The 25655-nt window shown below is 51.8% G+C and carries 24 protein-coding genes and 1 riboswitch; of the genes, 4 read left to right on the top strand and 20 right to left on the bottom strand.

Going from position 1 to position 25655, the window contains the following annotated elements; translation table 11 throughout:
- Positions 1-77: 77 nt before the first annotated feature.
- The 18 genes from E5336_RS05350 to E5336_RS05265 form a co-directional block, all read right to left on the bottom strand.
- Positions 78-785, bottom strand: a complete 708-nt coding sequence (locus E5336_RS05350; protein WP_135980046.1) for an HAD family hydrolase — start codon at positions 783-785, stop codon at positions 78-80.
- Positions 786-789: 4 nt separating this feature from the next.
- Positions 790-2139 (bottom strand): sensor histidine kinase, encoded by a 1350-nt coding sequence (locus E5336_RS05345; protein WP_135980045.1) that lies wholly within the window; start codon positions 2137-2139, stop codon positions 790-792.
- Positions 2140-2194: 55 nt separating this feature from the next.
- A complete protein-coding gene (locus E5336_RS05340) occupies positions 2195-3823 on the bottom strand; it encodes a Na/Pi cotransporter family protein (protein ID WP_135980044.1) in 1629 nt (542 codons plus the stop codon).
- A gap of 121 nt (positions 3824-3944) precedes the next feature.
- Positions 3945-5219, bottom strand: coding sequence for a peptidoglycan bridge formation glycyltransferase FemA/FemB family protein (locus E5336_RS05335; protein ID WP_135980043.1), 1275 nt, complete (start codon positions 5217-5219; stop codon positions 3945-3947).
- A 21-nt stretch (positions 5220-5240) separates the two neighbouring features.
- Positions 5241-5783 carry a hypothetical protein gene (locus tag E5336_RS05330; protein WP_135980042.1) on the bottom strand — a complete coding sequence of 181 codons (543 nt, stop codon included), beginning with the start codon at positions 5781-5783 and terminating at the stop codon, positions 5241-5243.
- 96 nt (positions 5784-5879) lie between these two features.
- On the bottom strand, positions 5880-7460 hold the full coding sequence (gene gpmI / locus E5336_RS05325; protein WP_135980041.1) for a 2,3-bisphosphoglycerate-independent phosphoglycerate mutase: 1581 nt from the start codon (positions 7458-7460) through the stop codon (positions 5880-5882).
- 151 nt (positions 7461-7611) lie between these two features.
- Positions 7612-7815 carry a hypothetical protein gene (locus tag E5336_RS05320; RefSeq protein ID WP_135980040.1) on the bottom strand — a complete coding sequence of 68 codons (204 nt, stop codon included), beginning with the start codon at positions 7813-7815 and terminating at the stop codon, positions 7612-7614.
- A gap of 105 nt (positions 7816-7920) precedes the next feature.
- Positions 7921-8142, bottom strand: coding sequence for a hypothetical protein (locus tag E5336_RS05315; RefSeq protein ID WP_135980039.1), 222 nt, complete (start codon positions 8140-8142; stop codon positions 7921-7923).
- 92 nt (positions 8143-8234) lie between these two features.
- The gene (locus E5336_RS05310; RefSeq protein WP_135980038.1) at positions 8235-8420 is read right to left on the bottom strand and encodes a hypothetical protein; all 186 of its coding nucleotides are present in this window, start codon (positions 8418-8420) and stop codon (positions 8235-8237) included.
- Between the two features lie 208 nt (positions 8421-8628).
- Positions 8629-10287: a diphosphate--fructose-6-phosphate 1-phosphotransferase gene (locus E5336_RS05305; RefSeq protein WP_135980037.1), complete on the bottom strand. Its 1659-nt coding sequence runs from the start codon at positions 10285-10287 to the stop codon at positions 8629-8631.
- 149 nt (positions 10288-10436) lie between these two features.
- Positions 10437-11186 carry an amino acid ABC transporter ATP-binding protein gene (locus E5336_RS05300; RefSeq protein ID WP_135980036.1) on the bottom strand — a complete coding sequence of 250 codons (750 nt, stop codon included), beginning with the start codon at positions 11184-11186 and terminating at the stop codon, positions 10437-10439.
- Positions 11187-11198: 12 nt separating this feature from the next.
- Positions 11199-11927 carry an amino acid ABC transporter permease gene (locus E5336_RS05295; protein ID WP_135980035.1) on the bottom strand — a complete coding sequence of 243 codons (729 nt, stop codon included), beginning with the start codon at positions 11925-11927 and terminating at the stop codon, positions 11199-11201.
- A gap of 2 nt (positions 11928-11929) precedes the next feature.
- Entirely contained in the window at positions 11930-12754 is an 825-nt protein-coding gene (locus E5336_RS05290; RefSeq protein WP_135980034.1) for a transporter substrate-binding domain-containing protein, read from the bottom strand.
- 72 nt (positions 12755-12826) lie between these two features.
- A riboswitch (Lysine riboswitch) is annotated at positions 12827-12990 on the bottom strand.
- A gap of 73 nt (positions 12991-13063) precedes the next feature.
- A complete protein-coding gene (locus tag E5336_RS05285) occupies positions 13064-13435 on the bottom strand; it encodes a DUF2752 domain-containing protein (protein ID WP_168353564.1) in 372 nt (123 codons plus the stop codon).
- A 4-nt stretch (positions 13436-13439) separates the two neighbouring features.
- Positions 13440-14252, bottom strand: coding sequence for a DUF4234 domain-containing protein (locus tag E5336_RS05280; RefSeq protein ID WP_135980032.1), 813 nt, complete (start codon positions 14250-14252; stop codon positions 13440-13442).
- Between the two features lie 65 nt (positions 14253-14317).
- The gene (locus E5336_RS05275) at positions 14318-16177 is read right to left on the bottom strand and encodes a MucBP domain-containing protein (protein ID WP_168353563.1); all 1860 of its coding nucleotides are present in this window, start codon (positions 16175-16177) and stop codon (positions 14318-14320) included.
- A gap of 127 nt (positions 16178-16304) precedes the next feature.
- On the bottom strand, positions 16305-16961 hold the full coding sequence (locus E5336_RS05270) for an acyltransferase (protein ID WP_135980030.1): 657 nt from the start codon (positions 16959-16961) through the stop codon (positions 16305-16307).
- Positions 16962-16966: 5 nt separating this feature from the next.
- Positions 16967-18145 carry a PP2C family serine/threonine-protein phosphatase gene (locus E5336_RS05265; RefSeq protein WP_168353562.1) on the bottom strand — a complete coding sequence of 393 codons (1179 nt, stop codon included), beginning with the start codon at positions 18143-18145 and terminating at the stop codon, positions 16967-16969.
- A gap of 221 nt (positions 18146-18366) precedes the next feature.
- Here E5336_RS05265 and E5336_RS05260 point away from each other — a divergent pair, with 221 nt between their 5' ends.
- On the top strand, positions 18367-19347 hold the full coding sequence (locus E5336_RS05260) for a C45 family autoproteolytic acyltransferase/hydrolase (RefSeq protein ID WP_135980028.1): 981 nt from the start codon (positions 18367-18369) through the stop codon (positions 19345-19347).
- A gap of 3 nt (positions 19348-19350) precedes the next feature.
- Here E5336_RS05260 and E5336_RS05255 read toward each other — a convergent pair whose 3' ends face one another.
- Both E5336_RS05255 and E5336_RS05250 read right to left on the bottom strand, forming a co-directional pair.
- The gene (locus E5336_RS05255; protein ID WP_135980027.1) at positions 19351-21165 is read right to left on the bottom strand and encodes a sensor histidine kinase; all 1815 of its coding nucleotides are present in this window, start codon (positions 21163-21165) and stop codon (positions 19351-19353) included.
- Positions 21155-21841 carry a response regulator transcription factor gene (locus tag E5336_RS05250; protein ID WP_135980026.1) on the bottom strand — a complete coding sequence of 229 codons (687 nt, stop codon included), beginning with the start codon at positions 21839-21841 and terminating at the stop codon, positions 21155-21157. Before E5336_RS05250 ends, E5336_RS05255 begins: the two co-directional genes overlap by 11 nt.
- 155 nt (positions 21842-21996) lie before the next feature.
- Here E5336_RS05250 and E5336_RS05245 point away from each other — a divergent pair, with 155 nt between their 5' ends.
- From E5336_RS05245 to E5336_RS05235, 3 genes are read left to right on the top strand one after another with little or no spacing between them, the layout of a single operon-like run.
- Positions 21997-24312 carry a YfhO family protein gene (locus E5336_RS05245; protein ID WP_135980025.1) on the top strand — a complete coding sequence of 772 codons (2316 nt, stop codon included), beginning with the start codon at positions 21997-21999 and terminating at the stop codon, positions 24310-24312.
- Positions 24309-24710: a GtrA family protein gene (locus tag E5336_RS05240; RefSeq protein WP_135980024.1), complete on the top strand. Its 402-nt coding sequence runs from the start codon at positions 24309-24311 to the stop codon at positions 24708-24710. Before E5336_RS05245 ends, E5336_RS05240 begins: the two co-directional genes overlap by 4 nt.
- Positions 24673-25599: a glycosyltransferase family 2 protein gene (locus tag E5336_RS05235; protein WP_168353561.1), complete on the top strand. Its 927-nt coding sequence runs from the start codon at positions 24673-24675 to the stop codon at positions 25597-25599. Before E5336_RS05240 ends, E5336_RS05235 begins: the two co-directional genes overlap by 38 nt.
- Positions 25600-25655: the final 56 nt, after the last annotated feature.

Genomic DNA, 25655 nt, shown 5'->3' with positions numbered 1-25655 from the left:
TCTGACATCTCCAATAATGGCTTTATCCAAGCGTTACAAACTTTTTGTAAGAACCAAAGGAAGTCGACAGTCTTTTTTTAATCTTCTTCAAACGTTTTCAAATACGCCAGCAGCGTCTGAAAATCGCCATGGGCGAACAAGTCGATATTTTGGTTGGAGCGGTTGATCAAATGGTCCGTCAGCAAGAACGTGCGCATCCCCAGCTTTCGGGCCACCATGTCCTCGTCCACGTCGTTGCCGACCATGACGCACTCTTCCGGCTTCAAGTCGAAGTCCCGCAAAATGTTTTCGTAATACGCCAAAGACGGCTTGCACGCGCTGGCGTTTTCATACGTGGTCACCAAGTCAAAATCGTTTGGATCCAGTCCCGCCCAGCGAATCCGGGAATACGTCGCGATTTGGGGAAACAGCGGGTTGGTCGCCAGCATCAGCCGGTATTTCTTTTTCAAAGCCTCCACGATTTTCTGGCTTTCAGGATTAGCCGGACAAACCTTTTGGATCTCCTGAAACTCCTGCTCGTAAAAGCGCTCGAAAACGGGAACGTATTCCAAAATGCTCTCTCCATACATTTCCTCCATCTTTTTCCAGAATACGCGCTCGTTTCTTTCCGGGCCCTGGTCTTTGATCATTGCCTCCGTCGCCGCCCAAATGCTGCGAATCAGCTGCCGGGAATCGAAGGCGTACGCCATTTTGGCCGCCAGCTTTTGAAAATACAACTCGACGAACTGCTCCTGGTCCATTGGCAAAAGCGTTCCATCCAAATCAAATAAAATTGTTTTAATCATACGTTTAATTATACACGATTGGAATCGTCACGGAAAGAGTCGTTCCCTTTCCTAAAACGGATCGAATACGAACCTCGCCATCATAAAACAAGGCGATGTGCTTGACGATCGACAAGCCAAGTCCCGTTCCCTTTTTCGTGTTCGTATCCGCCCGGTAAAAGCGCTGGAACACCTTTTCCTGCTCGTCTTCGGCAATCCCGATTCCGGTATCCACCACGGTTAAATGCATGTTTTCCTCTTTGGCGCTCAAGTGGATGTGAATCGTTCCGCGCGGTACATTGTACAACACGGCGTTGTGCACCAAATTGGAAACGAGCTCCTCCATATACGGCTTGTACGCGTACACACGAACCGGCTTCAGCATCGTCGTGATCGTCAGCTGCTTCTCGTTCGCCAGCGGTGTCAGGCTTTTGACTATGGACTGGACGACATCCTGCATCTCGACGATTTCCGCCGGCCCGTTGTGCTCGTTTGATTCCAGACGGGAAATCATCAAAATATCCTGAATGAGCCGGGTCATGCGCCGACTTTCCAAAAGGATGCGGTCGATGCAATCCGCGCGCATCGCCTCTGTCAGCTCGTCTTGTTTTAGAAGCTCCGCGTAGCCTTGAATGCTCGTCAGCGGGGTTTTTAGCTCGTGGGAGGCGTTAGAAAAAAAGAGCTGCTTCATTTGCTTGTCGTTTTCCAAGTCGTGGATTTGCGAATTGATCTTGCGATCCATTTCCTCGATCGAGGAAGTAATTTCCTGCAATTCGGGACAGTCGTAGTCGTCCAGCTGGATCGGCTCGTCTTGGCGGTTTCGCACTTTTACGGAAATCTGGTGGATGGGCTCGAGCAGGATCCTGGAAAAGTGGCGAATGCAAATATAGGCGAGTCCGCAAGAAAACGCGAAGATGAAAATGAAAATCGGCAGCGTGTGGCTGACGCTTTCGTTCAAGCCTTCCAGCGGCATCGCCAGCCGGATGATGCAGTGGTCCTTTGGCATGTATTTGGCCACATACAAAAAATTCATGTGCGTCGTCGCGGAATAGCGTGTCTGGCTTCCACTTCCCTTTTCCAGGGCGAGCTGGACTTCCTTGCGCTGGAGGTGGTTTTCCGTTTCGTGGGCGTACGTGTCGCTTAAAACGGTCCCATCCTCGGCGATGACGCTCAGACGAATATCGCTCTCTTCCAAAAATTTGGAAAACGTGTCGGTTTCGCGGGGCGCGATGCTGACAAGGTCGATCATGTTTTCAAGCGTCTGCACTTCTTCCTGAATGTATAGCGTGTGGAAAACCATGTACAAACCGGTAAAGGAAATGAAAAGGATCATCAAAAGGATCCCCATAAAGATCGCGGTAATTTTCTTTCTCATAACAACCTCTTTTCTTTATCCTATCAAAAAAAATCCCTTTCGGGATTTCTATTGTTCAACTTTCCTGCAACGTATATTCGGCCAGCTGGGTCGCGTGGTCCGAAATACGCTCGTAGTTGTAAATCGTATCGAGGAAATAAATGCCTTCCTGCACGTTGTACGACTGCTCGCTCATCCGGTGCATGTACGACTGCCGCATCGTCTTTTCCATTTCGTCGACGCGGTTTTCATGCTTCTCGACTTTTTTGTACTGATCCAAATCGTGATTTTCCCGCATCTTCAACGCGTATTTCATCGTCTTGTAGGCGTGGGAGGAAATCGTGTTGATATCCTCGATCATCGTTTCGCTCATTTTATGCTCCAGCATTTGCTTCGAGCCGTTGAGAATGTGCATGCAGTAATCCGAAATGCGCTCGATGTTGTTGATGGCCAAAATCGAGTGCTGCAGTTCCAGCTTGTCGGCTGGCGGCAGCGTCGCGATGTCGACCTTTTCCAAATACGAGGTCAGCTCTTCCTGAAACCGGTTGATCTTGCGCTCGTTTTCCTCCATCTTTTCGAAATGGTCGTGCGAAACGAGCACGTCGCGGGAATAGGAAATGTTGCTTAGGGCCAGCGCGCCCATCCGGATGATTTCCTGCCGGACGACATCGAAGGCGATCCCCGCGTTTTGGAGCAAACGCTTATCCAAGTGCACGAATTCTTTTTCCTTGATTTCCTCGTGCTCGGGAATCATTTTTTGCGCCAGCTTCACCAGCCAGTTGGCGAACGGAAACAACAAGATCGTCGTCGCGATGTTGAAGCCGGAATGGAACAAAGCCAGCGAGGTGCCGGTCACGGTGGATTGCGCCACAAGCGGATTGAGCGCGAAGAAAATCCAAATGACCGAACCAATCAAGATCGAGCCAATGATGTTAAAGAGCAAGTGCAGCATGGCCGCCCGCTGGGCGTTGCGATGGGCGCCAATACACGACAGCAGCGCCGTCACGCACGTTCCAATGTTTTGTCCCAGGGCGATAAAGGCCGCCGCGCTCCAGTTCACGACGCCGTTGAACGCGAGCGTCTGCAAAATTCCCATCGAGGCGGAGGATGACTGAATCACCGCCGTCACGACCGCGCCGACAAGCAAACCGAAAATCGGATTGGAGCCGATGACGGTAAAGGCCTGGTAGAAGATCGGCTCGTCGCTGTAAGGCTTGATCGCGCCGGACATGGCGTTCAAACCAATGAACAAAATACCGAATCCGACAAGGATGCTCGACGTTTGCTTCATCCGCTCGGTTTTGGCAAACAGCAGGATGACCGTTCCGATAATGAGCAAAATCGGCGCGAAGAAATCCGGTTTAAAAAACGATCCCCATTCCGACATGGAAACGAGCCAGCCGGTCATCGTCGTTCCGATGTTGGCTCCCATGATAATTCCAATGGCCTGGCTTAGGTCCATCAGCCGGGCATTGACAAACCCGACAACCATGACGGTCGTTGCCGAGGACGACTGGATAATGGCCGTGATCAAGGCGCCGACCAGCACCCCGACGACGCGGTTGTTGGTCAGCATCGCCAGTAGTTTTCTTGTTTTCGCGCCGGCGGATTTTTGCAATCCATCCGCCATCAGCTGCATACCGTAAATAAACATTCCAAGACCGCCCCCGAACGCAAGGACGCTTTTTAAAATTTCAAGATTCATGAAAAATTTCCTTTCTCTTTCGAATTTAGTTTACCACGTTCAACTTTTTCAAAAGTAAAGGAAACGTAAAGCTTTCCACCCGCTCTTTACATGGAATTAACATAGAAAGATCCGTTTTGGATCAAAGGTTTTGCAGTTTGTGCTTGATGGTTCGCAAACCGTTGTACAGCTTGTATTGGGACGGCTTGGCGACATACGTAAAATCGCCGACGAGCTCGGCCACGATGGCGTTGAAGCTGCGCTTGAATGTAAAGACGCCGTAGTCCTCGGCGCTCTCGTCGAAATCGCCGCTGATGCCGTAAAAATTATAGCGGTCGCATCCGTGTTCGATGGCCATTTGGATCATATGCCATTGGATCATGAACGAGCCGGCGAAGCGGTTCAAGTCTTTGTTGGATCCCGAAAACAAGTACAGCACCTCGAATGGTGTCACCATAAACGAGGCGGCCGCCAAGTACAACACCGTGCCATACGCGTCTTTGTATTGTTTGATTTCGGCCAGCTTTTTGTCGCATCCTTGAATGGCGTACTCGGCTTCTTTTTTGCGGTTGATCTTCTTTTGGGAATCGGGTGTCTTTTCCAAATCGCGCTCGGCTTTTTCGAGCGTCTTGACTTGCCGGGCGCGGTCTTTTTCGACATTGGCCCGATAAGAGTCCAAGTCGATATACGCCAGACACGCTTTGAAATCGTCCTGGAAATGGTCGGCGTACGCCTGGTATTTCGAGAGCTCCGGCGCTTCGAAATGCCGGATCTCCCCGGCCAAATCGACGAGTTCTTTCAAGATGTACAGCTCGTCGCGGCCCAGCTCCTTGACTTTGACGCCCATGCGCTCCGCGTTGCGAATGCTTTGGCGCGTGTTCGTGTGCATCGCCTTGAACACGTCTTCTTTTGTTTTCCCTTTCAAATCGAGAATCGACATCCAGCGCGGTTCGAAGTTGACGTCGTTGCCAACGCGAAATCCCTCATGGTGAAAGCCGGCCTGTTCGAACACCGCGATCAGATCGTCGCGCTTTTTTCCCTCGAGCACTTCCCCGTTTAAGTCATGCGGCTGGTAGTCCACGTACGGATCGACTTTCATGTACAAGCAATCGTGGGCGTTCAAATACGTTTTGAGTTCGTCTAAAAAAACGCGGACGAGATCCAGGTCGTCGTAGTCGATCAAAAAGCCGCGCAGCGACATGTACAGGCGCAGCTTGCCAAACACCGGCAGCGAGACGAGGACGCACGCGGCCGCCAGACTGCCGTCCTCGTTTTCCAATCCGACAAACGTCTTGTCCCAGCTTGGTGTGTTGTCTTCGCGCAGCTCGGCCATTTCGACGGACTGCCAGAAGTTTTTTTCTTTATATTGATCCCGAAAACCGGTGTATCGTTGTTGTGTGATTTCTCTAAATAGCATGAAATTCCTCCATCCGCCTGATTATAGCACACAGGGAATGTTCATGCACTCGAAGAAGCCATTTCCACCTGTTTTCCCGCCTTCTGTCCAATCGTTGAGCGCTTTCGTGCTGGCGTCGCCGTTTTCATTGAGGGCGATCAGCGATCCATCCTCCAGGGTGAGCACAATGTACGTGTTTTGCTGCCAGTAGATGTACACAAGGCACGGACCAACCCCTTCGATTTCACCTTTTCCGGCCGCGTATTGTTCGGTGCTGATGCCATCCGCACCGGCGCCAAGCGTTTTCATCATCATGGAGCGCGGCTCGCTCTGCCCTTTCGTGAGCGGGCCTTTCAGCGTCGTGCCATCGTAAAGCGACACGGGCGAGGTTACGAGGTCGACTTGGCGGATGGAGTCGAGCGGGATCACGGTATTCAAATTGAATTTAACCGCCTTGCATTCGATTTCCTTGTCAGTTACGCGAATTTGCACCGAGGGCTTCAAGGAGTAAAACAAAATGACAAATACGATCAAACCTAGACCGATGCCGAAAATCGCAATGACAAACTTATAATTTTTTCTCATTCGCTTTCCTTTCCTGAGTGGCTTCTTTTTTATTATTATACATAATTTTCAGCAAACGCAAAAAAGACTTGCCGAAGCAAGTCTTTCCTTTGATTCTTATTTCTTTTCGATGATAGATTCGTTCCAATGCTCGTTTGGTTTCACGTCGAGCAATTCGCAAACGGTTGCCGCGATGTTGGACAATCCCAGGTTGTCATCCTGTTTGCATACGACGTCGGCGCCGTATACGATGAATGGCACTCTGTTGAGCGTGTGGCTCGTCTTGGCTTTGTGCACTTTTTCATCCGCTTTCGGCTTGTCGTACATTTCGTCGGCGTTGCCGTGGTCGGCGGTGATGAGCAGGATGCCGTTTACTTTGTCAACGGCTTTCATCACGCGGCCGAGCGCAAGGTCGACGGCTTCGACACCGATGATCGTCGCTTCCAAATTGCCTGTATGGCCGACCATGTCGCCGTTTGGATAGTTCGTGCGCAGGAACTGGTACTCGCCCGACTCGATGGCCTGAATGAGTTGGTCGGTAATTTCCGCCGATTTCATCCAAGGACGCTGTTCGAATGGAATGACATCCGACTGGATTTCCACGTACGTTTCCAAATTGTCATCGAATTTCTCCGAACGGTTTCCGTTCCAGAAGTACGTCACGTGACCGAATTTCTGCGTTTCGGAAATGGCGTATTCGTTGATGCCTTCCTTGACGAGCTGCTCGGTCAGCGTGTAGCGGATCTTTGGCGGCTCGGTCAAATATTTCTTTGGAATGTTGAGGTCGGCGTCGTATTGGAGCATGCCGGCGAATTTCACATCCGGTTTGTTGCCGCGGTCGAACTTGTCGAATTCTTCCCCTTCGTCGAACGCCTTGCAGATTTCCTGCGCCCGGTCTCCGCGGAAGTTGAACAGAATGACGCTGTCGCCGTCTTCGATCGTTCCAACCGGTTTTCCGTCTTTGGCGATGACGAATCCTGGCAGATCCTGGTCGACAACGCCGCTTTCGTTGCGGTATGTCTCGATAGCTTCAGTCGCCGAAGCGAACTGACGTCCTTTACCGTGCACGTGGATGTTCCATCCTTCCTCGACCATCGGCCAGTTGGCTTCGTAGCGGTCCATCGTGATTTGCATACGGCCGCCGCCGCTGGCGATGCGCGCGTCGAACGAGTCGTCGTTCAAATCGTTCATGAAGTTTTCGATTTCATCCACATACTGTAAAGCGGATGTTTCCGGCACGTCGCGTCCATCGAGCAGCACGTGTACGCGGACTTTTTTCACGCCTTCTTCTTTCGCTTGTTTAATGAGCGCTTCCAAATGTTTGATGTGGGAGTGCACGTTTCCATCCGACAACAAGCCGATGAAATGCATCGTATGATCTTTCGCGCCTTCAACGAGCTCTTTCCATGTCGCCGAGTTGAACAGCTCTTTCGAGTCGATGTTCTCGTTGACGAGTTTGGCGCCCTGCGAGTAAATTTGTCCGCAGCCGATCGCGTTGTGACCTACTTCGGAGTTTCCCATATCGCCATCTGTCGGAAGCCCTACGGCGAGTCCGTGCGCTCTCAATTCCGTATGCGGGCATTCGTTCCACAGTTTGTCCAAATGAGGTTTGTATGCCATCTTTACGGCGTTTCCAAGCTCTTTGTCGCTAATGCCGACACCGTCCATGACAACAAGGACCACAGGTCTTTTTTCCATGTTTATTCCTCCTAATTTAATTCATAAAAAGTTTACCACTTAAAGGAGTTCGATTCAATTAACCATGTGAAAAAATGAACAATACGATAGGAGGATAGAATGTTTTTCATTAACCAATTATAAAGGACCGCCGTCAAGCGGTCGCTTTGTCTTATTCTAAAATTTTGATTTCTTCGATGTCGTCATCGAACAGGTTGTATAAGTTTCCGTCATCCGCATCAATAATCAAACTTTCTTTGTTGCTTTCATCATTATCTTCCGGATAACAGTATTGACAAACAGTACCGGTCATTTCAAGACCTTTTTTTGTTCGAATCCAAAGTTTATTTCTGACAAAGTATTTTTTAAGATCCATGCTTTGATTCTTCTCTCTTGGGATTGCTCAAAAGCGGCATCCTCCACGCTTATGAAACCCATAGCTTCAGTTTATGTTCAACCACTTTTAAATGAAGAACTCCTGTCAAGCGGTCACTTTGTCTTCATCTAGATTTTCAATTTCGTCAATATCATCTTCGCAAAGGTCATAGCAATTTCCATCCGGTGCATCAATCAGCAAGCTTTCCTTGCCGATGTCCTCATTATCTTCCGGATAGCAATACTGCCATAGCGTACCAATGATTACCCGCCCGCTTTTCGTACGAATCCGGATTTTTCCGGGCTTACAATATTGTTTCAAATTCATCCGTCATCCTCCTTTGACCACACTGGCACGAAATGATTCGTCAGTTTCATTATTTCCTGCAAATTGAAAGAAGCCTTATAAAAGAATCCCGATCATTCAGGATGCTCGTCAATGAAAGTCTTCATCATTTTAGCAATTTGTTCCGCCTGACTGACACCAGCACGTTCACACGCCTCTTTGAATTGAACGGTTAATTCTCTTTTCAGCTTATAGCTTTTCGAAATCAATCCGTTCTTTTCCTGATAGCGTTTTGTAGCTCTCGTCTGACTATTTGACATCGTGTTTCCTCCTATCCTTCTCGATTGCCATACCCAGTTTCACAAGGCCGACCGCGCCTCCTCCATACCCAATCGTTTTTAAAATAAAGCGCATTTCAGCTTTCCTTTCTATTTCGTTTCCAGATATTTATAGTGTACCATTGCACACACTTTGATTGGAGATCAAAAAAAGACAGAACCATCATGATCCTGTCTTTGATTGTATTGATTATTCCTGCTCAAGCGCGAGCGTGCGAGTCGTCAGATCGCATACTTCCGCCGGTCCGTAGTACTGGATCGCACCCGGATATACGTAGCATGTTTCTTCCGCCCACTGGTCGCGGTTGGCTTCGAAGAATTTGAATGGTTTGCCATCAAGCTCGACAAGCGCCTTTTTAATAACCGGCTTGTCCTCGCCATGACGACGCTCGATGTTCATCATCTTCGTGATCGGCATACCGCCGGCTACCCATTCGCTGGCTGGATTGGAAAGGTTGGAAATTTTCGACAAATATCCCGTGTATCCATACTGGATGAGCATGAACGCGTTGTAGCCTAACGAGTAGCAGTAGTCCGCGTCAAAGTTCGACGGGAACGCGCAACGTCCTTCGTACCCGAAGAAGTGGTGCAGCGGGTTGAATTTGCCCGTGTACGTGCCAGCCGCTTTTCTTTGCGCCAGTTTGTCCGCTACAAGCGCGGAGAACAGTTTTTCCGATTCGATAAGCGAAACCTGCACGTTTCCGTGTGGGTCGCGCTCGAGGAACAGCTGCTGCTGGATTCCCTGCGGCAAAATGTCGAACACTTCGAACGACTCTTTCGTCAAACCGTTTTTGATGAACTCGTATTTTTCAGCCCATGTCGGCAGCGCGTTGAACGCGTCCGCTTTCGCGCCGGCCAGCAGTTCGTTGATCTCGGCGATCAGCGCGGAGAACTCAGGAACGAATTCCACAACGCCTTCCGGAATGATAGCCACACCAAAGTTCATGCCTTTAGCGGCGCGTTTTTCAACAGAGTCGGCGATGTAGTCGGCAATTTGGGACAGCGACATTTTCTTTGCCGCCACCTCTTCGGAAATGAGGCAGATGTTTGGCTGGGTTTCCAGCGCGCACTCCAAAGCGACGTGGGAAGCGGAACGTCCCATGACCTTGATGAAGTGCCAGTATTTCTTCGCGGAGTTGGCGTCACGCTCGATGTTGCCAATGACTTCGCTGTATGTTTTCGTCGCGGTATCGAAACCGAACGAGATCTCGATATCCTCGTTTTTCAAGTCGCCGTCAATCGTTTTCGGGCAGCCGATGACTTGAACACCCGTGTTGTTGGCAGCAAAATACTCGGCCAATACGGCAGCATTCGTATTGGAGTCGTCACCGCCAATAATCACGATTGCGGTAATTCCGTGTTTTTTGCAGACGTCGGCCGCGATCGCGAACTGTTCCTGCGTTTCCAGTTTCGTTCTTCCCGAACCGATAATATCAAAACCGCCCGTGTTGCGGTACTCGTCGATGTATTTGTCGTCGAATACGAGGTAGTCGTCGTCGATCAACCCGCTTGGCCCGTTTTTAAAGCCAAACAGCTCGTTGTCCGGGTTCGTCGCTTTCAACGCGTCGTACAAACCGCAGATGACGTTATGGCCGCCCGGGGCCTGCCCACCGGAAAGAATGACACCCACCACTTGTTTTTTTGGTGCTGACGTGTTCTCTCCTCTCTCAAATGTGATTTCTTTTTTCCCATAGGTATTCGGGAACAGCGCTTTAATGGCTTCCTGATCCGCAACGCTTTGCGTTTCCTCTCCTTCTTTGACGCAGATTTCCGAAATTCCGTTTCGCAGCATGCCTGGCAGCTTTGGCGAATATTCGTATCTGGCCTTTTGTAACGGTGAAATTTTCATATTACCTCTCCTTTTTTCAGTTTAAATTATAGAATAGGCGTTCCGAAAAGTAAATGGAATGTGTGGGCATTTCCCGATTTGAAAGAGCTTATTTTTTTCGAAAAACAGCCATTCACAAAAAAAACGCCAGAACGTGTCCGGCGTTTTCCTTACGCTTCGTTTTCGTGGCTGGCGAACCGGGAAAGAAACTGTTTCGTCCGTTCCTGCTGCGGATCGTTAAAGATCTGCTCCGGCGTGCCCTGCTCGGCGATGACGCCCCGGTCCATGAAAATGACCCGGTCGCTTACCTCTTTGGCAAACTGCATCTCGTGCGTGACGATGACCATCGTCAGCCCTTGCTTGGCCAGCTGCTGCATGACTTCCAGCACGTCCCCGACCATTTCCGGGTCAAGCGCGCTGGTCGGCTCGTCGAAAAGCAGCACTTCCGGATCCATGCAAAGCGCGCGCGCGATGGCGACACGCTGCTTTTGCCCGCCCGAAAGACGGGTGGAATCCGAATTGGCGAACGCCTCCATGCCCACTTGTTTCAGACGCTCCATCGCGATTTTCTTCGCCTCGTCTTTGGAGCGTTTGAGCACTTTCGTCTGCCCGATCATGCAGTTCTCGATAACGTTCAAGTTGTTGAATAAATTAAACGACTGGAAAACCATGAGCACCTTCGAGCGGTAGTCGCCTTTATCCATGCTCGAATCCAAAATGTTTTGTTTTTTGTATTTGATTTCGCCGCCATCCGGGATCTCGAGCAAGTTGATGCAGCGCAGCAGCGTGCTCTTTCCCGAACCCGAAGAACCGATGATTGTCACGACTTCGCCTTTTTCGACATTGAAGTCCACATCGTGGAGCACCTGCAAGTCGCCAAAATGCTTTTGAAGATGCTCGATATCAATGATATGTTCCATAGGCTTCCTCCTTTACGCGCAATGATCCTTGATCGTCACGGTGTTCGTCTTGTTGATGCGCCGCTCCGCCGCGTTCAGCAGCCACGTCGCCAGCGTCGTCAAGATCAAATACAAAATGGCGGTCACGAAATAAATTTCAATATAGCGGTACTGCGTCCCGGCTACGCTCGTGGCCTGGAAATACAATTCCGTCACGGCGATCGCGTTGAGCATACAGGAGTCCTTGATGTTGACAATTAGCTGGTTGCCAATCGACGGGAACGTGTTTTTGATCGCCTGCGGCAAAACGATGTGCATCATCGTCTGGAAGTTGCTCATGCCAAGCGACTTGGCCGCCTCGACCTGGCCGCGGTCGATCGACTGGATTCCCGAACGGACGATTTCCGCCATGTACGCGCCCGTGTTAATCGAAATGATGATCATGCCCGCGGTAATCGGCTCCCAATGGAAAACCGGCCGGAGCAAATAGTAAATAAACAAAGCCTGCACCATCATCGGCGTTCCGCGGAACACCCAGATGTAAAAACTGGCGATCGCCTGGAAAAATTTGATAATTCCCTTTTTGACCGGATTGTCGAGCGGATCGTCCGGAAGACCCCGGATGGCGCCGACGATCAATCCAATCACCAAGCCGCCCAGCGTGCCGACGATGGCAAACGAAATCGTGACCTTGATTCCGTACCAGAACATCGGCCAGTTGGCCTGGAGCATTCGCCAGCAATACGCAAAATCAAGCGACATTCCTATTCACCCGCCGGCGCCGTTTCAACGGCGGTCGCCATGTACGTGTTGCGCTGGTCTTGCGAGATCTTGTCCAGCGCGCTTTGCACGGACTTGAACAATTCGCTGTCCCGGGAATCGTTTTTCATTCCAATCGAAACCGTCGTGTCGACGTCGAATCCTTTGCCGTCCTCGAATTTCACGATCGCCAAATCCGGGTTGGACGCCACGATGCCTTCCGCTACCGGCATTTCGGCCGTGATCGCGTCCGCGTCGTTGTGCTGAAGCGCCACGACAAGCTCCGGATACGTCGCTCTAGGCGTCACGTGCTCCACGCCTTCGATCTGGTCGATCACGTCGTCGTAGTTCGTGTTTTTTTGGCCAATGACTTTTTTACCGGAAAAGTCCTGAATCGACGTGAAGCCTTCTTCCTCGCCGCCTTTGCGCACGATCATGACCATGCCTTCGCTCTCGTAATATGGCGTCGTGAAGTCCAGACCTTCCTCGCGCTCCTCGTTGGCTGTCATACCCGCGATGATCGCGTCGATTTCTCCGGAAGCGACTGCCGGCTGCAAGCCGTCCCAAGCCACTTTTTTCACGACAAGCTCCTTGCCTATCTCGTCGGCGATTTCTTTGGCCATCATGATATCGTATCCGTCGCAATAGCCCATGCCGCCGCCAAGGTCTACGCTTGTTTCTGTTTGTTCCGATGTCTGCCAGTTGAATGGCGCGTAGCCGCATTCCATTCCAACGGTGAATGTGTTGTCGTCCTGCGCGGCCTCGCTGGACCCGCATCCCGTCAATGCCATCAGCATCGCAGCGCCGACGCATACCAATGATTTTTTCATAAGTTATTTCTCCTCCCGTCCAGATAAAGAAAAAAGCTATATGTTATCGAACATATAGCACGTACTTCTACGCTTTTCGATAACGCCTCTTCGAGTGAAGGAGTGCATCAAGTATTCCCTGATACCCCAAGAGCCGGATTGCCGCCCGCCTCTTTCGGCGATGGTTGCCTTTCCACGGTTTCTTCGCATGCCTGCTCCGCCGTCTACTGATCTGCACCGCTACCTTTATCTTTATCCAATCTTTTTAATAAGGTCATTATAGGGGGGCGGGCGAAGGATGTCAACGGCTTCCACCCCGATTTCTTTCGTTTATGGCCAAAGGAGATGAAAGAGCCGAATCAAAAGCGCGTTTTCGTCGAACACCATCGGAATTTGCGGAAACACGACGACCATCCGAACGATGTAGTACAACAGCATCGCCGCCGCCCAGCCCGCCCAAAGCCAAGTCAAAACGTTCTTTTGTCTCGCCAGCGCGATCGAGACGACCGCGACCAGCAGCGTGGGAATGACCATCGCGTGGTAAAACAACGACGCTTTCACGTTCCCTCGTGCCAAAAACACCAAAGCGGTCGTGAAATTGCATCCAGGACACGGAATACCGGTCACGGTTTGAATCGGACAATGATACCCGAATACAAAAAGCAGGCACAACGCCAGCAGCGCCATACCTGTTCTTTTCAAAAACTTATTCGCCATACCGAACGAACGTGTTGATCGAGTTTTGCAAAATGGCCATCGAAACGATTTCCGCGAAAATCGCCAAAATCGCCAGCAACGTGGAGTCGTCGCCCAGACGAACTTTGGAATCCAAGTTGTACATCGCCTTGCCCGCCTGATAAAAGAAATAAATCTCGTACAGTCCGCACGTCACGATCGACAGCAAAACGACCAAAATCGGATCCGTCATTTGCGGCTTTCCTTGCGCGGCGCTCAGCTCGTTGACGTCCTTCGCCAGCAAATACAGCCAGACAAGTCCGTAAATTCCGCACGTCACGATCGTCAAGATCACATCCAGCGCGATGCTGCGCTCCTGAACCGGGGAGGCGTAAAATGTCCGCTGGGCTTGCGGATTCGCGTTGCCGCTCATTGGATCGCGCGCTTCCGTTTCCGCCTTCAAATAACGAGCCAGTTCGGAATGCTTCAAAAGAACCCAGTCCTCCATGCCGTTTTTCCAAACGTACGTCGTGCCTTTGATCACGCCCTGGTCGATGAAGGCCTTCATTTCCATTTCCGTAAACGGCCCCGTCGACGCGTTGTTGGCCACGTAGTACCATTGCGCCTCCTGCGGTTTCGCTTCTTCCTCCTTCGGCTCTTCCAGCGTCGTTTCCTCCACTTCCACAACGACCGGCTCCTCTTGCGTTTCGGTTTCGGCCGGTCCGCTTATCACATCTTCGTCGTTCGAGCTTTCTTCCATTATTTCTTCCGTCAGCGCCGCTCCGCAATTCGAGCAGAACTTCGCATCCTCGCTATTTTCATAGCTGCATTGTTTACAAATCATTATTTTCCCTCCAGATCATGCGGTTTATGTTGTTAATTATAACCGTTCCAAGACAATGATGCAAATTATTCCTCTTTGTCCTCGTCCTGGTCCTTGCGGGTAAAGAACTTCACAACGAGCAGCAGGACGGCCGCCAGCGCCACGAAGCCAATCGTGATATAAAAGCCTTCGTTCGTTTTGGCCGACGTGTTCGTGCCTTGCAGCTTGGACGGCTTCTGGTTTGGCTGAAGCGAGTTTGGAATGATCTTTTTATAGTAAACGTTAATGATCGTGTCCTCTTTCAACCCGTCCCCTTTGGTTTCCCGGTCGGTTTTCACGTATTCATAGCCGTTGATCTCGATTTTGTCGAACTTCGAAACATCCCATTTCGCGTCTTCCTTCAAGCCGACGACCTGGTTGGAAGGATGGATCGACTCATCGTTTTCAATGTTTAAATAGTTGACCCGGACATAATACCGGCTGATTGGCTGCACCGAAACGACGATTTCGATCGGTTTGGCCAATGTCCCGCTAACTTCGCCTTGCACGGCGACGATTTTAAAATCTTTTGGCACGTTGGCTTCAATCAAATCCTGAAAATTGTAGTTCTCGCCTTCAGGCTGGCCATAAACGACGTATTCGTGCAAATCCTCGTCAGTTTGCGAGTCGATATAGCGCACCGTGACGTCGAACTTTTTGACTTCCGCCGGCTTTTGCTGGACATCCCCCGCGTCGTCTTTTTCATCCACGGCCGGTTGCTTTTCGTCAGCCCCGGCAGTTTCGTCGCTGGTTTCTTCTTTTTTCGGCTCGCTCATGTCCGTCAGCGTTTCCGCCTCGTCTTTGACAAGCTTTGTTCCCTCAAAGACAGAATCGTCCTCTTTTTCAATCGTGCTTCCCTGGCTGACATAGGAGCCAAGCGTGACGTCTTTGACGTTCTTTAACACAAGCGTCGTGTTGTTCATGAAAAAGTCCACGTCGATAAAACCGTCGATTTGACCCGTGTTGCCGTTGAGCAGCATCGTCGAGTCGTCGATGGTCATCGGCGAAAAAATCGAAAGGCCGATTCCCGCGTTTTCAAGGCTGGACACATTGGATTTCTTTTTCAACGTCCACGTTCCGCCCGCGATGCCGTTTTGATTGTTTTGAACGAGCACCTTGGAGTTTTGCAGTTCGACCGGCGTCGCGTTGAGCTGCATCGCGTCCGCCTTGTTGTCCTTGATCGTCAATTTGGAATTGTTGACAAAGGACAAGGCGCCGCTGTCCTGGCTGTTGGCGTACACGCACGGCTGGTCGGCTTCCATGCCGGTCATGTCGATGGTCGTGTTGTCAAACTGCACTTTGGCTTCCGTCACATTGAAAGCGGGCTGCTTGAGATGGTCCTGAATGTCGAAATGGCAATCCAGAAACGTCGCCTCCCCCATGTAGGCGGAAAGGTAGCGCCCCTCGTAGTGACTGGCGGAAAAGGTGCACTTTTTAAATACGATGTTCTCCCCTTGCAAAAACAAGTTGGAGTCGGTTATCGAATCCATCGTCTGGCTTCCTTGCGTTTTGAAATCGCAGTGGTCGAAAACGACATTGTCCCCGACAAACAGCTTAAAATACTCTTTCAGGTTTCTTGTCTTGTCATCGCCGTCGGATAGTGTTTTTCCGGACAATTCAAACGTACAGTCGGAAATCGTGACAATGGAGTCGTCTGTGCTTTCAAAGCGCAGCGCCTTGCCTTCCTCGAGCTTGAACGTCTTGTTCGCCGTGTTTTTGGAAATCGTCTCGATTTGCATTTCGGGCGTCTGCCCGCTTTCTTCAACCGGTTCTTTTTCCTTGTCGTCCTGATTATTTGTTTCGGCTTCCTTGGCCGGCGCCGGCTTTTCCTCCCTGGCCAGAAGCGGGACCGGACCTTCGGACAGCATCGCGGCCGCGATCATAAATGGTATGAGTTTTTTTTGCATAAACATGCCCCCTTTATTATTGGTTTCATTATAGCATCTCCGTCCGCTTTTCGTTTTCCCACGCCCGCAAAACCACTGGACAAACAAGAAAAACAGCACAGATTGCGTGCTGTTTCGAATCTTTGGTTTATTTTTTCTTCACGACGACATCCTCTTGCGTTTTAAAGATCGAATGGGCCGGGATTTGTCCGCGAACCCGGGAAAGAGGATAAATGTTCGTGTCCCGTCCAATGACGGTTCCCGGATTGAGGACGCTGTTGCATCCCACCTCCACATGGTCGCCCAGCATCGCGCCAAACTTTTTCAAGCCGGTCTCGATCGTTTCGCATCCGTTTTTCACAACGACAAGCGTCTTGTCGGATTTGACGTTGGACGTGATCGACCCGGCGCCCATATGGGAGAAGTAGCCAAGAATGCTGTCGCCGACATAATTGTAATGCGGCGTCTGCACGTGGTCGAACAAGATCACGTTTTTCAGCTCGACCGAGTTGCCCACGACGCAATGCGCACCCACCAGCGCGCTGCCGCGCACAAACGCCCCGTGCCGCACTTCCGTGTCGGGTCCGATGATGCAAGGCGCGCCTAAATAGGCGGTCGGCGCGATGACGGCGCTTGGATGCACCCACACGTGCCGCGCGATTTCCTCGTAATCGCTCAGCGAAGGACCCAAAGTCAAAATCAGCTCCTTGATTCCTTTCAGCGCTTCCCACGGGTAAGTAAACTGCTCTAAATACGCTTTGGCCAGCGTATGGTTCAAATCATATAAATCCTGAATCGTGTACATAGTGCTTAATCTCCTTCCTCCAACGCCATCAGCGAACGGACAAACATTCCGTTGGCTTCGTCAAACTCCGTTTCCGCTTCCTTGCAGACCAGGATTTGCGAAGTATGCATCGTTTTCATCTTTTCCAGATCCTGCAGCAAATGGCTTTTCTTTTCCTCCAGTTCGAGGATCTTGCCGTCGACGTCGTGAATTTCGTGCTCGATTTTCTCCGACTCGCGCACGTAGTGCTTTTTCGTGTTCGTCTCCTGCTTGAGAATCGTCTCGGCGCTCTTCATCAAATCCATTTTGCGGGCCACATTGACCGTGCGCGTCAACGCCTCGCGGGCAGCCATGATGCGTCCGGCATCCATCAAGCCGGCCATCGTCACGTCGTCACGGGAGCCGCGTTCGGAAATTTGCGGCAGCAAGTGGCTCAAATACGTTTCCAGATCGGCGCCTTCCAGTTCGCAAAGCTCCAGGCACAATTCGGCGTAAAACGCCGACAAGTGGATCGTGTCGTAAAACGAGCGTTCCACGCCGTCGCTTGCCAGAAACAACGCCATCGGATCGTTTTCGCGCCGGTCGATAAACACGTAGCGCATCCGTTTGGCCGCGTCCTTGTCGCAAAGCGACGTCGTTAAATTGCGAATGCACAAATCGTCTTCCGGCATCGGGTCATCCAGCGAGCCGTCCTCGTTGAAGACGGCGCAAGTTCCGTCCCCCTGCTGGACGATCAAAATATACTCGGGCGTCATCAAGGCGGCCAGCAGCGTCGAGCCGTAAATGTTTGTCAAATACATGCCTTTTTGGTAAATCGAGGAAAGCGTCTGCGCGCGCTCGTATTCGTCGTCCTGGATCGGATACGCCTTGATGTCCGCGTAGACATACTGGTTCCAGTGGTCGACGATATCCTGAATCAAAGAACGAACGAGCTCGTCGCGTTCCTTTTCTTGTTCCAAATACGAATAAAGATCATATCGCTTAATCGTCTGGGCGAACAATTCCAGATTTTTCACAGCCACGTCCACCGCCAGCCGCGAGCCGATCTCGCTGCGGAAACATTCCCGGGCTCCATGACCGTCCGCGACCGCCACGATTTGATAGTCGTCGTGCTCCAGCGTCAAGACCGAGTCCTCGTTGGACAATCCGTCTTGGACATGCTTGCTTCCGGTGGCGCTGTTTGAAAAAAGAGTGTGCTTACTCACTATGTTCATCCTTTCTAACATTTATTTTCATCATTTTCAGAAAAAACATTTCATTTCATCCATTATACCTACAGTTTTTCGTTTTTGCACCACAAACCGCACTTTCCGCGTGAAAAACCGCGTTTATTTTTTTGTTAGACTCCGCTTATTTATAATGTTGCGCCGAAATTTTTAATCCGATACACTGAATTCGGAAGCGCTTCCTGACAAGGAGAACACAAATGAATCACATAAACTTTTACGACGACCCGTTTCAGGCCGGCTGCCGGTGGGGCCGATCGCTGCGCCGGCAAGGCGTCTGTCTCGCCCGGCCTTACGCCGCGCTTTTGACAGAGGAAAGAAAAGCGTTTGCCAGGCTTTGCCTGCCCCATTACGAACGGTACGCGCCCGCGTTGCTCAAAGAAATGAAAGGCATCGCCCAAGGCAACCAAATCGACTTTTTCGATTTATTCACGTTTGTGAGCACGATGTATTGCTTCACCTTCCAGCCACGATGCACGTGTATCGCCTGGCGAAAGCAAAACCGGGCCTGGCTCGGGCGCAACAGCGACTTTTTTTCCTCGCTGTCGCCATGGTATGCCCACTGCGCGATCCGCTATCCCCACTCGCTTGCTTTTCAAGGCAACACGACGGCTTTTGTCGAAATGGAAGACGGCATGAACGAGGCCGGTCTGGCGGTCGGCCTGACCATGGTGTACCCGACCATCGTCGCTCCCGGCTTGAACGCGGGCGTTCTCGTCCGCTGCCTTTTAGAGCGATGCGCCACTATAGAGGAAGCCCTTCGTTTTTTAACTACGGTTCCGATTGCCAGCCAGCAAACGATCATGATGGCTGACCAGACAGGTCGAATCGTGCTCGTTGAAGCGAACCGCCAGCGCGTCCAACGGGTTGAATCGACCGGTTTTCTCGTCGCGACCAACGCGTTTTGCCATCCGGACATGCAAAAATTCAACGCCCCGTTTCCAGTGGATGACTGGCAAGCCGGCTTGCGCCGTCAAACCGCGACAAAAGCCATGGAAGCCGGAAAACCCGTCGAGGAAATTCTCGCCGGCCGCCATGGTTTTATGAACCCGCGCGACGTGGACAAGGACACCGACACGGTGTGGTCCGTCGTGTACGATTGCGCCACCCGAACGACGCGGCGCTGCGAAGGTAGTCCGGCCCGACAGCCGTTTTTCACGGACAAGTCCCTTCCCCGCTAAATTTTAATCGACCCGCTCTGCCGGGTCGTTTTTTCGCCTTGGCCGGCTTAAAACGATCGTTTCCTTGAAAGTCGTCTTGGATTCTTCGATGGTTAAGGCGCCCCCTTGCGTTTCAATCATTTGGCGAACGCTTGCCAGTCCGATTCCGTGGTGTTCAGCCTGCCCGCTTTTTCGTTTTCGATTCACGGTGACCCAGCGTAATTCTTTTTCGATCGTGAAATGGATTTGGATGGGATGGCGCGGATCCGCGTATTTTTCCAAATTGGAAAACACATTGTCCGCGATGCGTTCGAACAACGTCCAGTCCAACGTCCACGATCCAACGCTCGTTTTCATTTCGCTTGTGATAATAAAGCCCTTGCTTTGCAGTCTTTCTATTCTTTCCTTAAGCGCCTGGACGATGTCGGACGCCAAAACCGGCTTTCGTCGCACCGATACGCTCTTGTCTTGAACGAGCGCGGTTTCAAACATGCGATCCGACAACACGCGGATGTGGTCGACTTTTTGGTTGGCCAGCGCGATGTAGCGCGCTCGCGCCGACTCGTCTTGAAAACGATCCAGCTCCAAAGTTTCCAAATAGCCTTTCAAAACGGTGAGCGGCGTGCGCAAATCGTGAGACAAGCCCGTAATGAGCGCCTGATTGGCGGCCCGCGCGTCTTGTTCCACTTTTGTTTTTTCCAAATACGACTGACGCATCGACTCCAAGTCGTTTCCAAGCTGATTCAGCTCGTCGCCGTCTTTTTTCTCGATTGCGTATTTCCAGTCCCCCAGCGCAAACGCCTGAACGCGGAATTGCAACGCGCCAATCCGCCCAATTTGCGCGTCCATGTACTCTTTTAGCCAAAACAAGACGAGCAGTCCCGCATAGCCAAACGCGAAAGCCGTATACACCGGGACGAGCCAGTAAAAAGGATACGCCGACAAAACGAGCAAATTCTCTCCTTTCTTTGTGGACAAATAGTGAGAGGCGTACAGTGGCTCAAGGGCGTCCACACCGGCCAGCGCCTGCGAGTCGGGCCGGACCACTTCTCCCAAAAACACGCCGTCCCGCTCATATAAAAACGCTTGTGACGTGGATGGCAAATGAAGCCGGATGGCTTTTTTGATGTCCTTTTCCTTTGAAAGAAACTGTATGTCCTTTTCGATTTGATCGAGCCGCGTTCGCAAGTCTTTCCGCAAGTCGACAGCATACGACACCGCCCGGGCCAAAACCGTGCGCTGTGAAAACAAAAGCCCGAAAACGAGCGCGAACGAGACGATCGCGCCGCCAAACACACCGAGCAGCTGCCTTGGCATCGCCTTCCATGAAGCGAAAAACAGTGTTCTTTTGAACGGTTCCACCGGGATTTTCGCGCTCCACCGCCACACCAGGATCCCCGCTCCAGCCGCCGCCACAAGACAAAACGTTTCATAGCCGCGAAAAAACGAATACAACACGGGATACAGCTCGACAAGAAACCCATCCCCCTCGATTCGCGTCGCGTAGGCATTCTTGTAGCCTGAGTCCGGCATCCCATGAAACGTCATGATCGAACCCGTCTCGTACCCCGGCCCGTCGTCCACGACAAGCTGACTGAAAAAAGAATCGCCCCATTTTGCGTTGATCGCAAGACCGATCTTTTCCACCGGATCCTTGTTGGCGAGCCCTTCCGTCACGATCGTTTGAATCGACTCGATTTGGCTTTTTGAACACGCGACGCCGATCCAGCCCTGATCCACGGCCAATTCGAGCGCGAACGGATACAGCCAAAACAGCCCGATGGCGCAAAGCCAGAACACGAGTCCCGCCACATACAGTCGCAACGCTTTACTCTTCACAATAGTAGCCTCTTCCCCACAACGTCTTAACGAGTTGCGGATTTTTTGGATCGTCCTCGATTTTCCGGCACAAATTGCGCATATGCACCATCACCGTGTTTTGCACGCCATAGTACGCCTCCTCGTGCCACACCCCTTCGTAAATTTGCGAAAGGGCCAGCACCTGGTTTTTGTGGCGGACGAGAAACACGAGAATCTCGTACTCCAGATCCGTCAGCTCGATTCTCTCCGCTCCTTTGTGGACCGAACGCCGCTTTTCGTCGATGACCAAATCGTGATAGTGGATCAGTTCGTTTTTTGGAACGCTTGCGTACTCGTGGGCGCGTCGCAGCAGCGCCATGACGCGCATGCGCAGCTCGGCATAGGAAAACGGCTTGACTAAATAGTCGTCCCCTCCGCTCGAAAACCCCATCACCTTGTCGTTTTCCTGTCCTCTGGCCGTCAAAAACAACACGGGCGCTTGCGATTGCTCGCGGATTTTCCGGCAAAGCTGGTAGCCGTCCATTTTCGGCATTCTCACATCAAGAATGAATAAATCGACCGCTTCGCCAAGGTGCCCGAGCGCCTCCTGCGCCGAATGGCACGGAACAATCGAATAGCCTTCTCCTTCCATCAAAACCTGGATCACGTGGACGATTTCCGGCTCGTCGTCCACAACCATGATCGTATACGCCATATCCCGCCCCCCTTTCTCTTCCTATACCTTATCAAAAAACCACGCCTCGTTTTCTTAATTTCTCTTAAGAATTTTTTTTGATTTCTTTTTTTTCCCTTTCGGTCTTTCTTTTTCTTGTTTTGGTACGATACCGTCAGGAAAGAAAGGTGATTTTGATGACGCGAAACCGAACCATCGCCTGCGTTCTTTGTTTGTTTTTAAGCCCCGTCGTCTTGTTTTTGGCGGCCCCGCCCGCCGTGTTTGGCAACGCTGTCGACTGGTACAGCCAGCACGTCGTTTTAGGAGAAACGATTCGGGACACAATGCGCGCCAGCCGTTCGCTGTTTTGCGACTTTATCCCCCAGCTGTATGGCGGGGTGAACTTTTACGCCATCAGCTACTATGGCTATTTGCGACCTGACGTCCTGTTCGCGGCGCTCTTTTCTTCGCTCGAGTTCGCCTATATCCTCATCGCCTACGCCGTCTTTTTAATGGGCCTCGCCGCGGTAGCTTGCTTTTTCTTTTTAAAAGCCAACAAGTTCTCCTGGTGGATCTGCTTCGCGCTTTCGCTTGGTCTGCCGTGCACGACGCTGTTTTTTCAGTCGCACAGGCAAATCATGTTCGTGAATTTCATCCCGTTTCTTTTTTTCCTGCTTATCGGGGTCGATCGACTGCTCCAAACCGGAAAGAAGCGCCTTGTGATCGGAAGCGGGACGCTCCTCTTGTTCCACAGCTTTTATTTCGCGCCAGCCTGCTATTGGGTCGCCCTCGTGTACTACGCGATCAAAGGCGGATCGTTTCGCGCCAGCAAACCATTGTGGCTCAGCTTTTTGATCATCGTCCTTCTTGGCGCGCCGTTATGGTTGCCAACCGGCTTGTATTTGCTGGAAAACAAGCGTCCGGGCGCCGCCATAGACTGGCCTGCCTTGTTTGTGCCCGACTGGAAGCTAAGCGGCTTGTTGTACAACCGCTATGGCTGCGGTCAGCCGTTGCTCGCCTGGTTCGCCCTCGTGTATGCCTTGTTCGTGCCAAAAACGAGGCCCTTAGCGATTTGCCTGCTGACGGTTTTCCTGTTTCCCGTCTTCTGGTACGTGTTCAGCGGCTTTTTATACGCGCGCACAAAGGCGCTGCTGCCGCTGATGCCGTTTGTGATTGGATTGGAAGCGTTCTTTTTACAAAGCGTGTCCCATCGCGTTGGCGTTCGAAACCCATGGATCCTTGCCGGTTTTTTCCTGCCGGTCTTGACGATTCAAAACGGCGTTCTCTGGTGGGATATTCTCGCTTTAGGCGTCGCCCTTTGCCTGTTCGCGCGCAAAACCCGGTTCGTTTTCGCACTGCTGGCCGGTCCTCTGCTCGTGTGGAACGCGCAAAATCCGCCCGATTCGTACTTGAAAAAAATGCCAAGTTTGCCGGACTGGATTGGAAAAGTCCAAAACGAATCCATCGCCCTGGTCGATCAAAGCCAGCTGGTCAACGCGACGTTTGGTTTGCGCGCGAATCGTTCGAGCGGCTACGCCTCCATCTATCCAAAGCGCTACAACGAATACATCTTCGACTTGCTCAAAGTCAACATCCCCATCAACAACCGGACGGCGATTTTGGATTCGACCAATCCGTTTTACTTGTTTTCCCGCGGTATCCAATGGGTACAGGCCGACACGTGTCCGCCCGGCTTCGAGACGGTCGCGCCTTCCCTTTACCGCGCCACGTCGGTTTTGCCACGCTTTTATTTGACGCGCGCGTGGATGGACGAAAAGACATGGGAAACGCTCCCGTTTCCGGACACCTTGCAGGCGATGATCGAACAGCCATGCGTGTCGAACGCGCCGGGTCGCGCGGCTGCGTTTCAAAGCCGCTGGAAAACCGAGTCGTTTCCAAGCCTTGATTGCCTCGTGCGCGCTGAAAAAACGGAAACGATGGACATCGCGCTGGATCCAAACCGTATCACCGTGCTGCAATTCGATATCGAAAACCACGACAAGGAAAAGCCGGTAGTCGTGGACGTCAACGGCATGCGCAACAAGCTGTCGCCTGCCTCGTCCGTCTACTACAACCACAATACGCGCTTTACCTTCATGCTGGCTGGCGGACAGACAAACGGGCGGCCAACGATCCAATTTTCGGCGGGAAACTACGCGATCAAAAACACAACGTGGCGTTCGATCGACGCCTCGATGTTTCAAAAGCGGCTCGGCGAGATCGAGCCCGTCCAGGCGAAGGAAGGTCAAAACCGATGGTCGCTGACAATCGACGCGAAGGAAGACGCGATTCTCGTCACTCCGTTTTCCGATCAGACCGGCTTTTCGATTCGGATGGATGGAACGCCGATCGAACCGGTTCGCGTCAACAAGACGTTTGTCGGCTGTCCCGTTTTGAAAGGAAGCCATCAAATCGACATCGTGTACGAGGCGCCAGGAAAAAAAGCGGGAATCGCGATGGCTGGATTTGGTATTTTTCTTGCGGTTTGCTCACAAAGGAGGTGGAAACAATGAAAGAAGGCTTTGCCTACACAGGGGTCGGGATCTTGACGACGCTTGTCAACGCGCTGGTGTTTTGGGTCGCGTTGAAAATAGCCGATCCGCTAATTGCCAACTTGCTGGCGTGGATCGTGGCGGTCGTGTTCGCGTATGGAGTCAACGCGAAGCTTGTTTTTGGTCGGAAAGTGACGCGATCCGGTTTTCGATCGTTTTGTTTGTTGCGGCTCGCCTCGCTCGGGCTTGAAAACGTCTTGTTCGCTCTTGGACTTTGGCTCAACGGAAAGCCGCTGCCGCTGAAAGCCGCGATCGCCGTCGTGACGGTCGTCGCCAACTATGTTGGATGCAGGAAAACCGTTTTTCGAAAGGAGGACTCTCATGCAATCTCTCACGATCATCGTCCCCTGCCTCAATGAGGAGGGGTGTATTGTTCCCTTTTACGAGGAAGTGACAAAAACGTTGGCCCAGAAAGACGTGGCGTACCGGATGCTGTTTGTGGACGATGGAAGCCAGGATGGAACGCTTCGTGAAATCAAGCGGCTTTGCGGCCATGACAACCGCGTCGGCTATGTGTCGTTTTCGAGAAATTTTGGCAAGGAGGCGGCGATGAAAGCCGGACTGGAGCGCGTCGACACCGATTTGGCCGTGTTCATGGATGCCGACTTGCAGCATCCGCCGCGCTTGCTGCCCCGCATGCTGGAAGTCCTCCACGAGGAAAATGTCCATCTGGTTGGCGCGCAAAGAAAAGGACGGAACGATCAGTCGAAAAGCCGGCAGCGGCTTTCCAATTTGTATACCCGTCTTAGCCGGCGCCTGCTTCATGACCTTGATCCGGCGGGCGCCACCGATTACCGTGTCATGGACCGGCTCGTTATCCAGGCGCTGCAACGCTGTCCGGAAGCCGATCGCTACACGAAAGGGTTGTGGATGTACGCGGGATTTCCAACAAAATGGATCCCGTATGAAAATATCGAACGAAAAGCGGGCACGACAAAATGGAATCTCAGCCACCTGTTTGGCTACGCTTTGTCGGCGCATCTTTCCACGACCGCCTTTTGGTCGTGCGCGCTTACCGGCTGCGGCCTCCTCTTTACCCTGCTGACTGTAGCCGCTATCCTGTGGCTCGTGCTCGACTTCTCAAAAACGGCGCTCGTGCTCGTTGTCCTCTGCGTACTGGCCGATCTTCAATACGCACTTATGGCGCTGATGGCGATTTTGCTGTGTAAGACAAATATGGAGGTAAAACACCGGCCTTTGTATGTCGTTCAGGAGGCGTCGTCCGCAAAAAACGCGGCTTTTAAGTAAAGGCTGCGTTTTTTCGCATAGTGCAGGGCGGTTTTATAATCTGCCTTGCTTTCATA

Source organism: Dubosiella muris (assembly GCF_004793885.1).
Classification (GTDB): Bacteria; Bacillota_I; Bacilli_A; order Erysipelotrichales; family Erysipelotrichaceae; genus Dubosiella; species Dubosiella muris.
The sequence above is the reverse complement of the archived record's forward strand: the minus strand, read 5'-3'. Positions and strand labels throughout refer to the sequence as shown.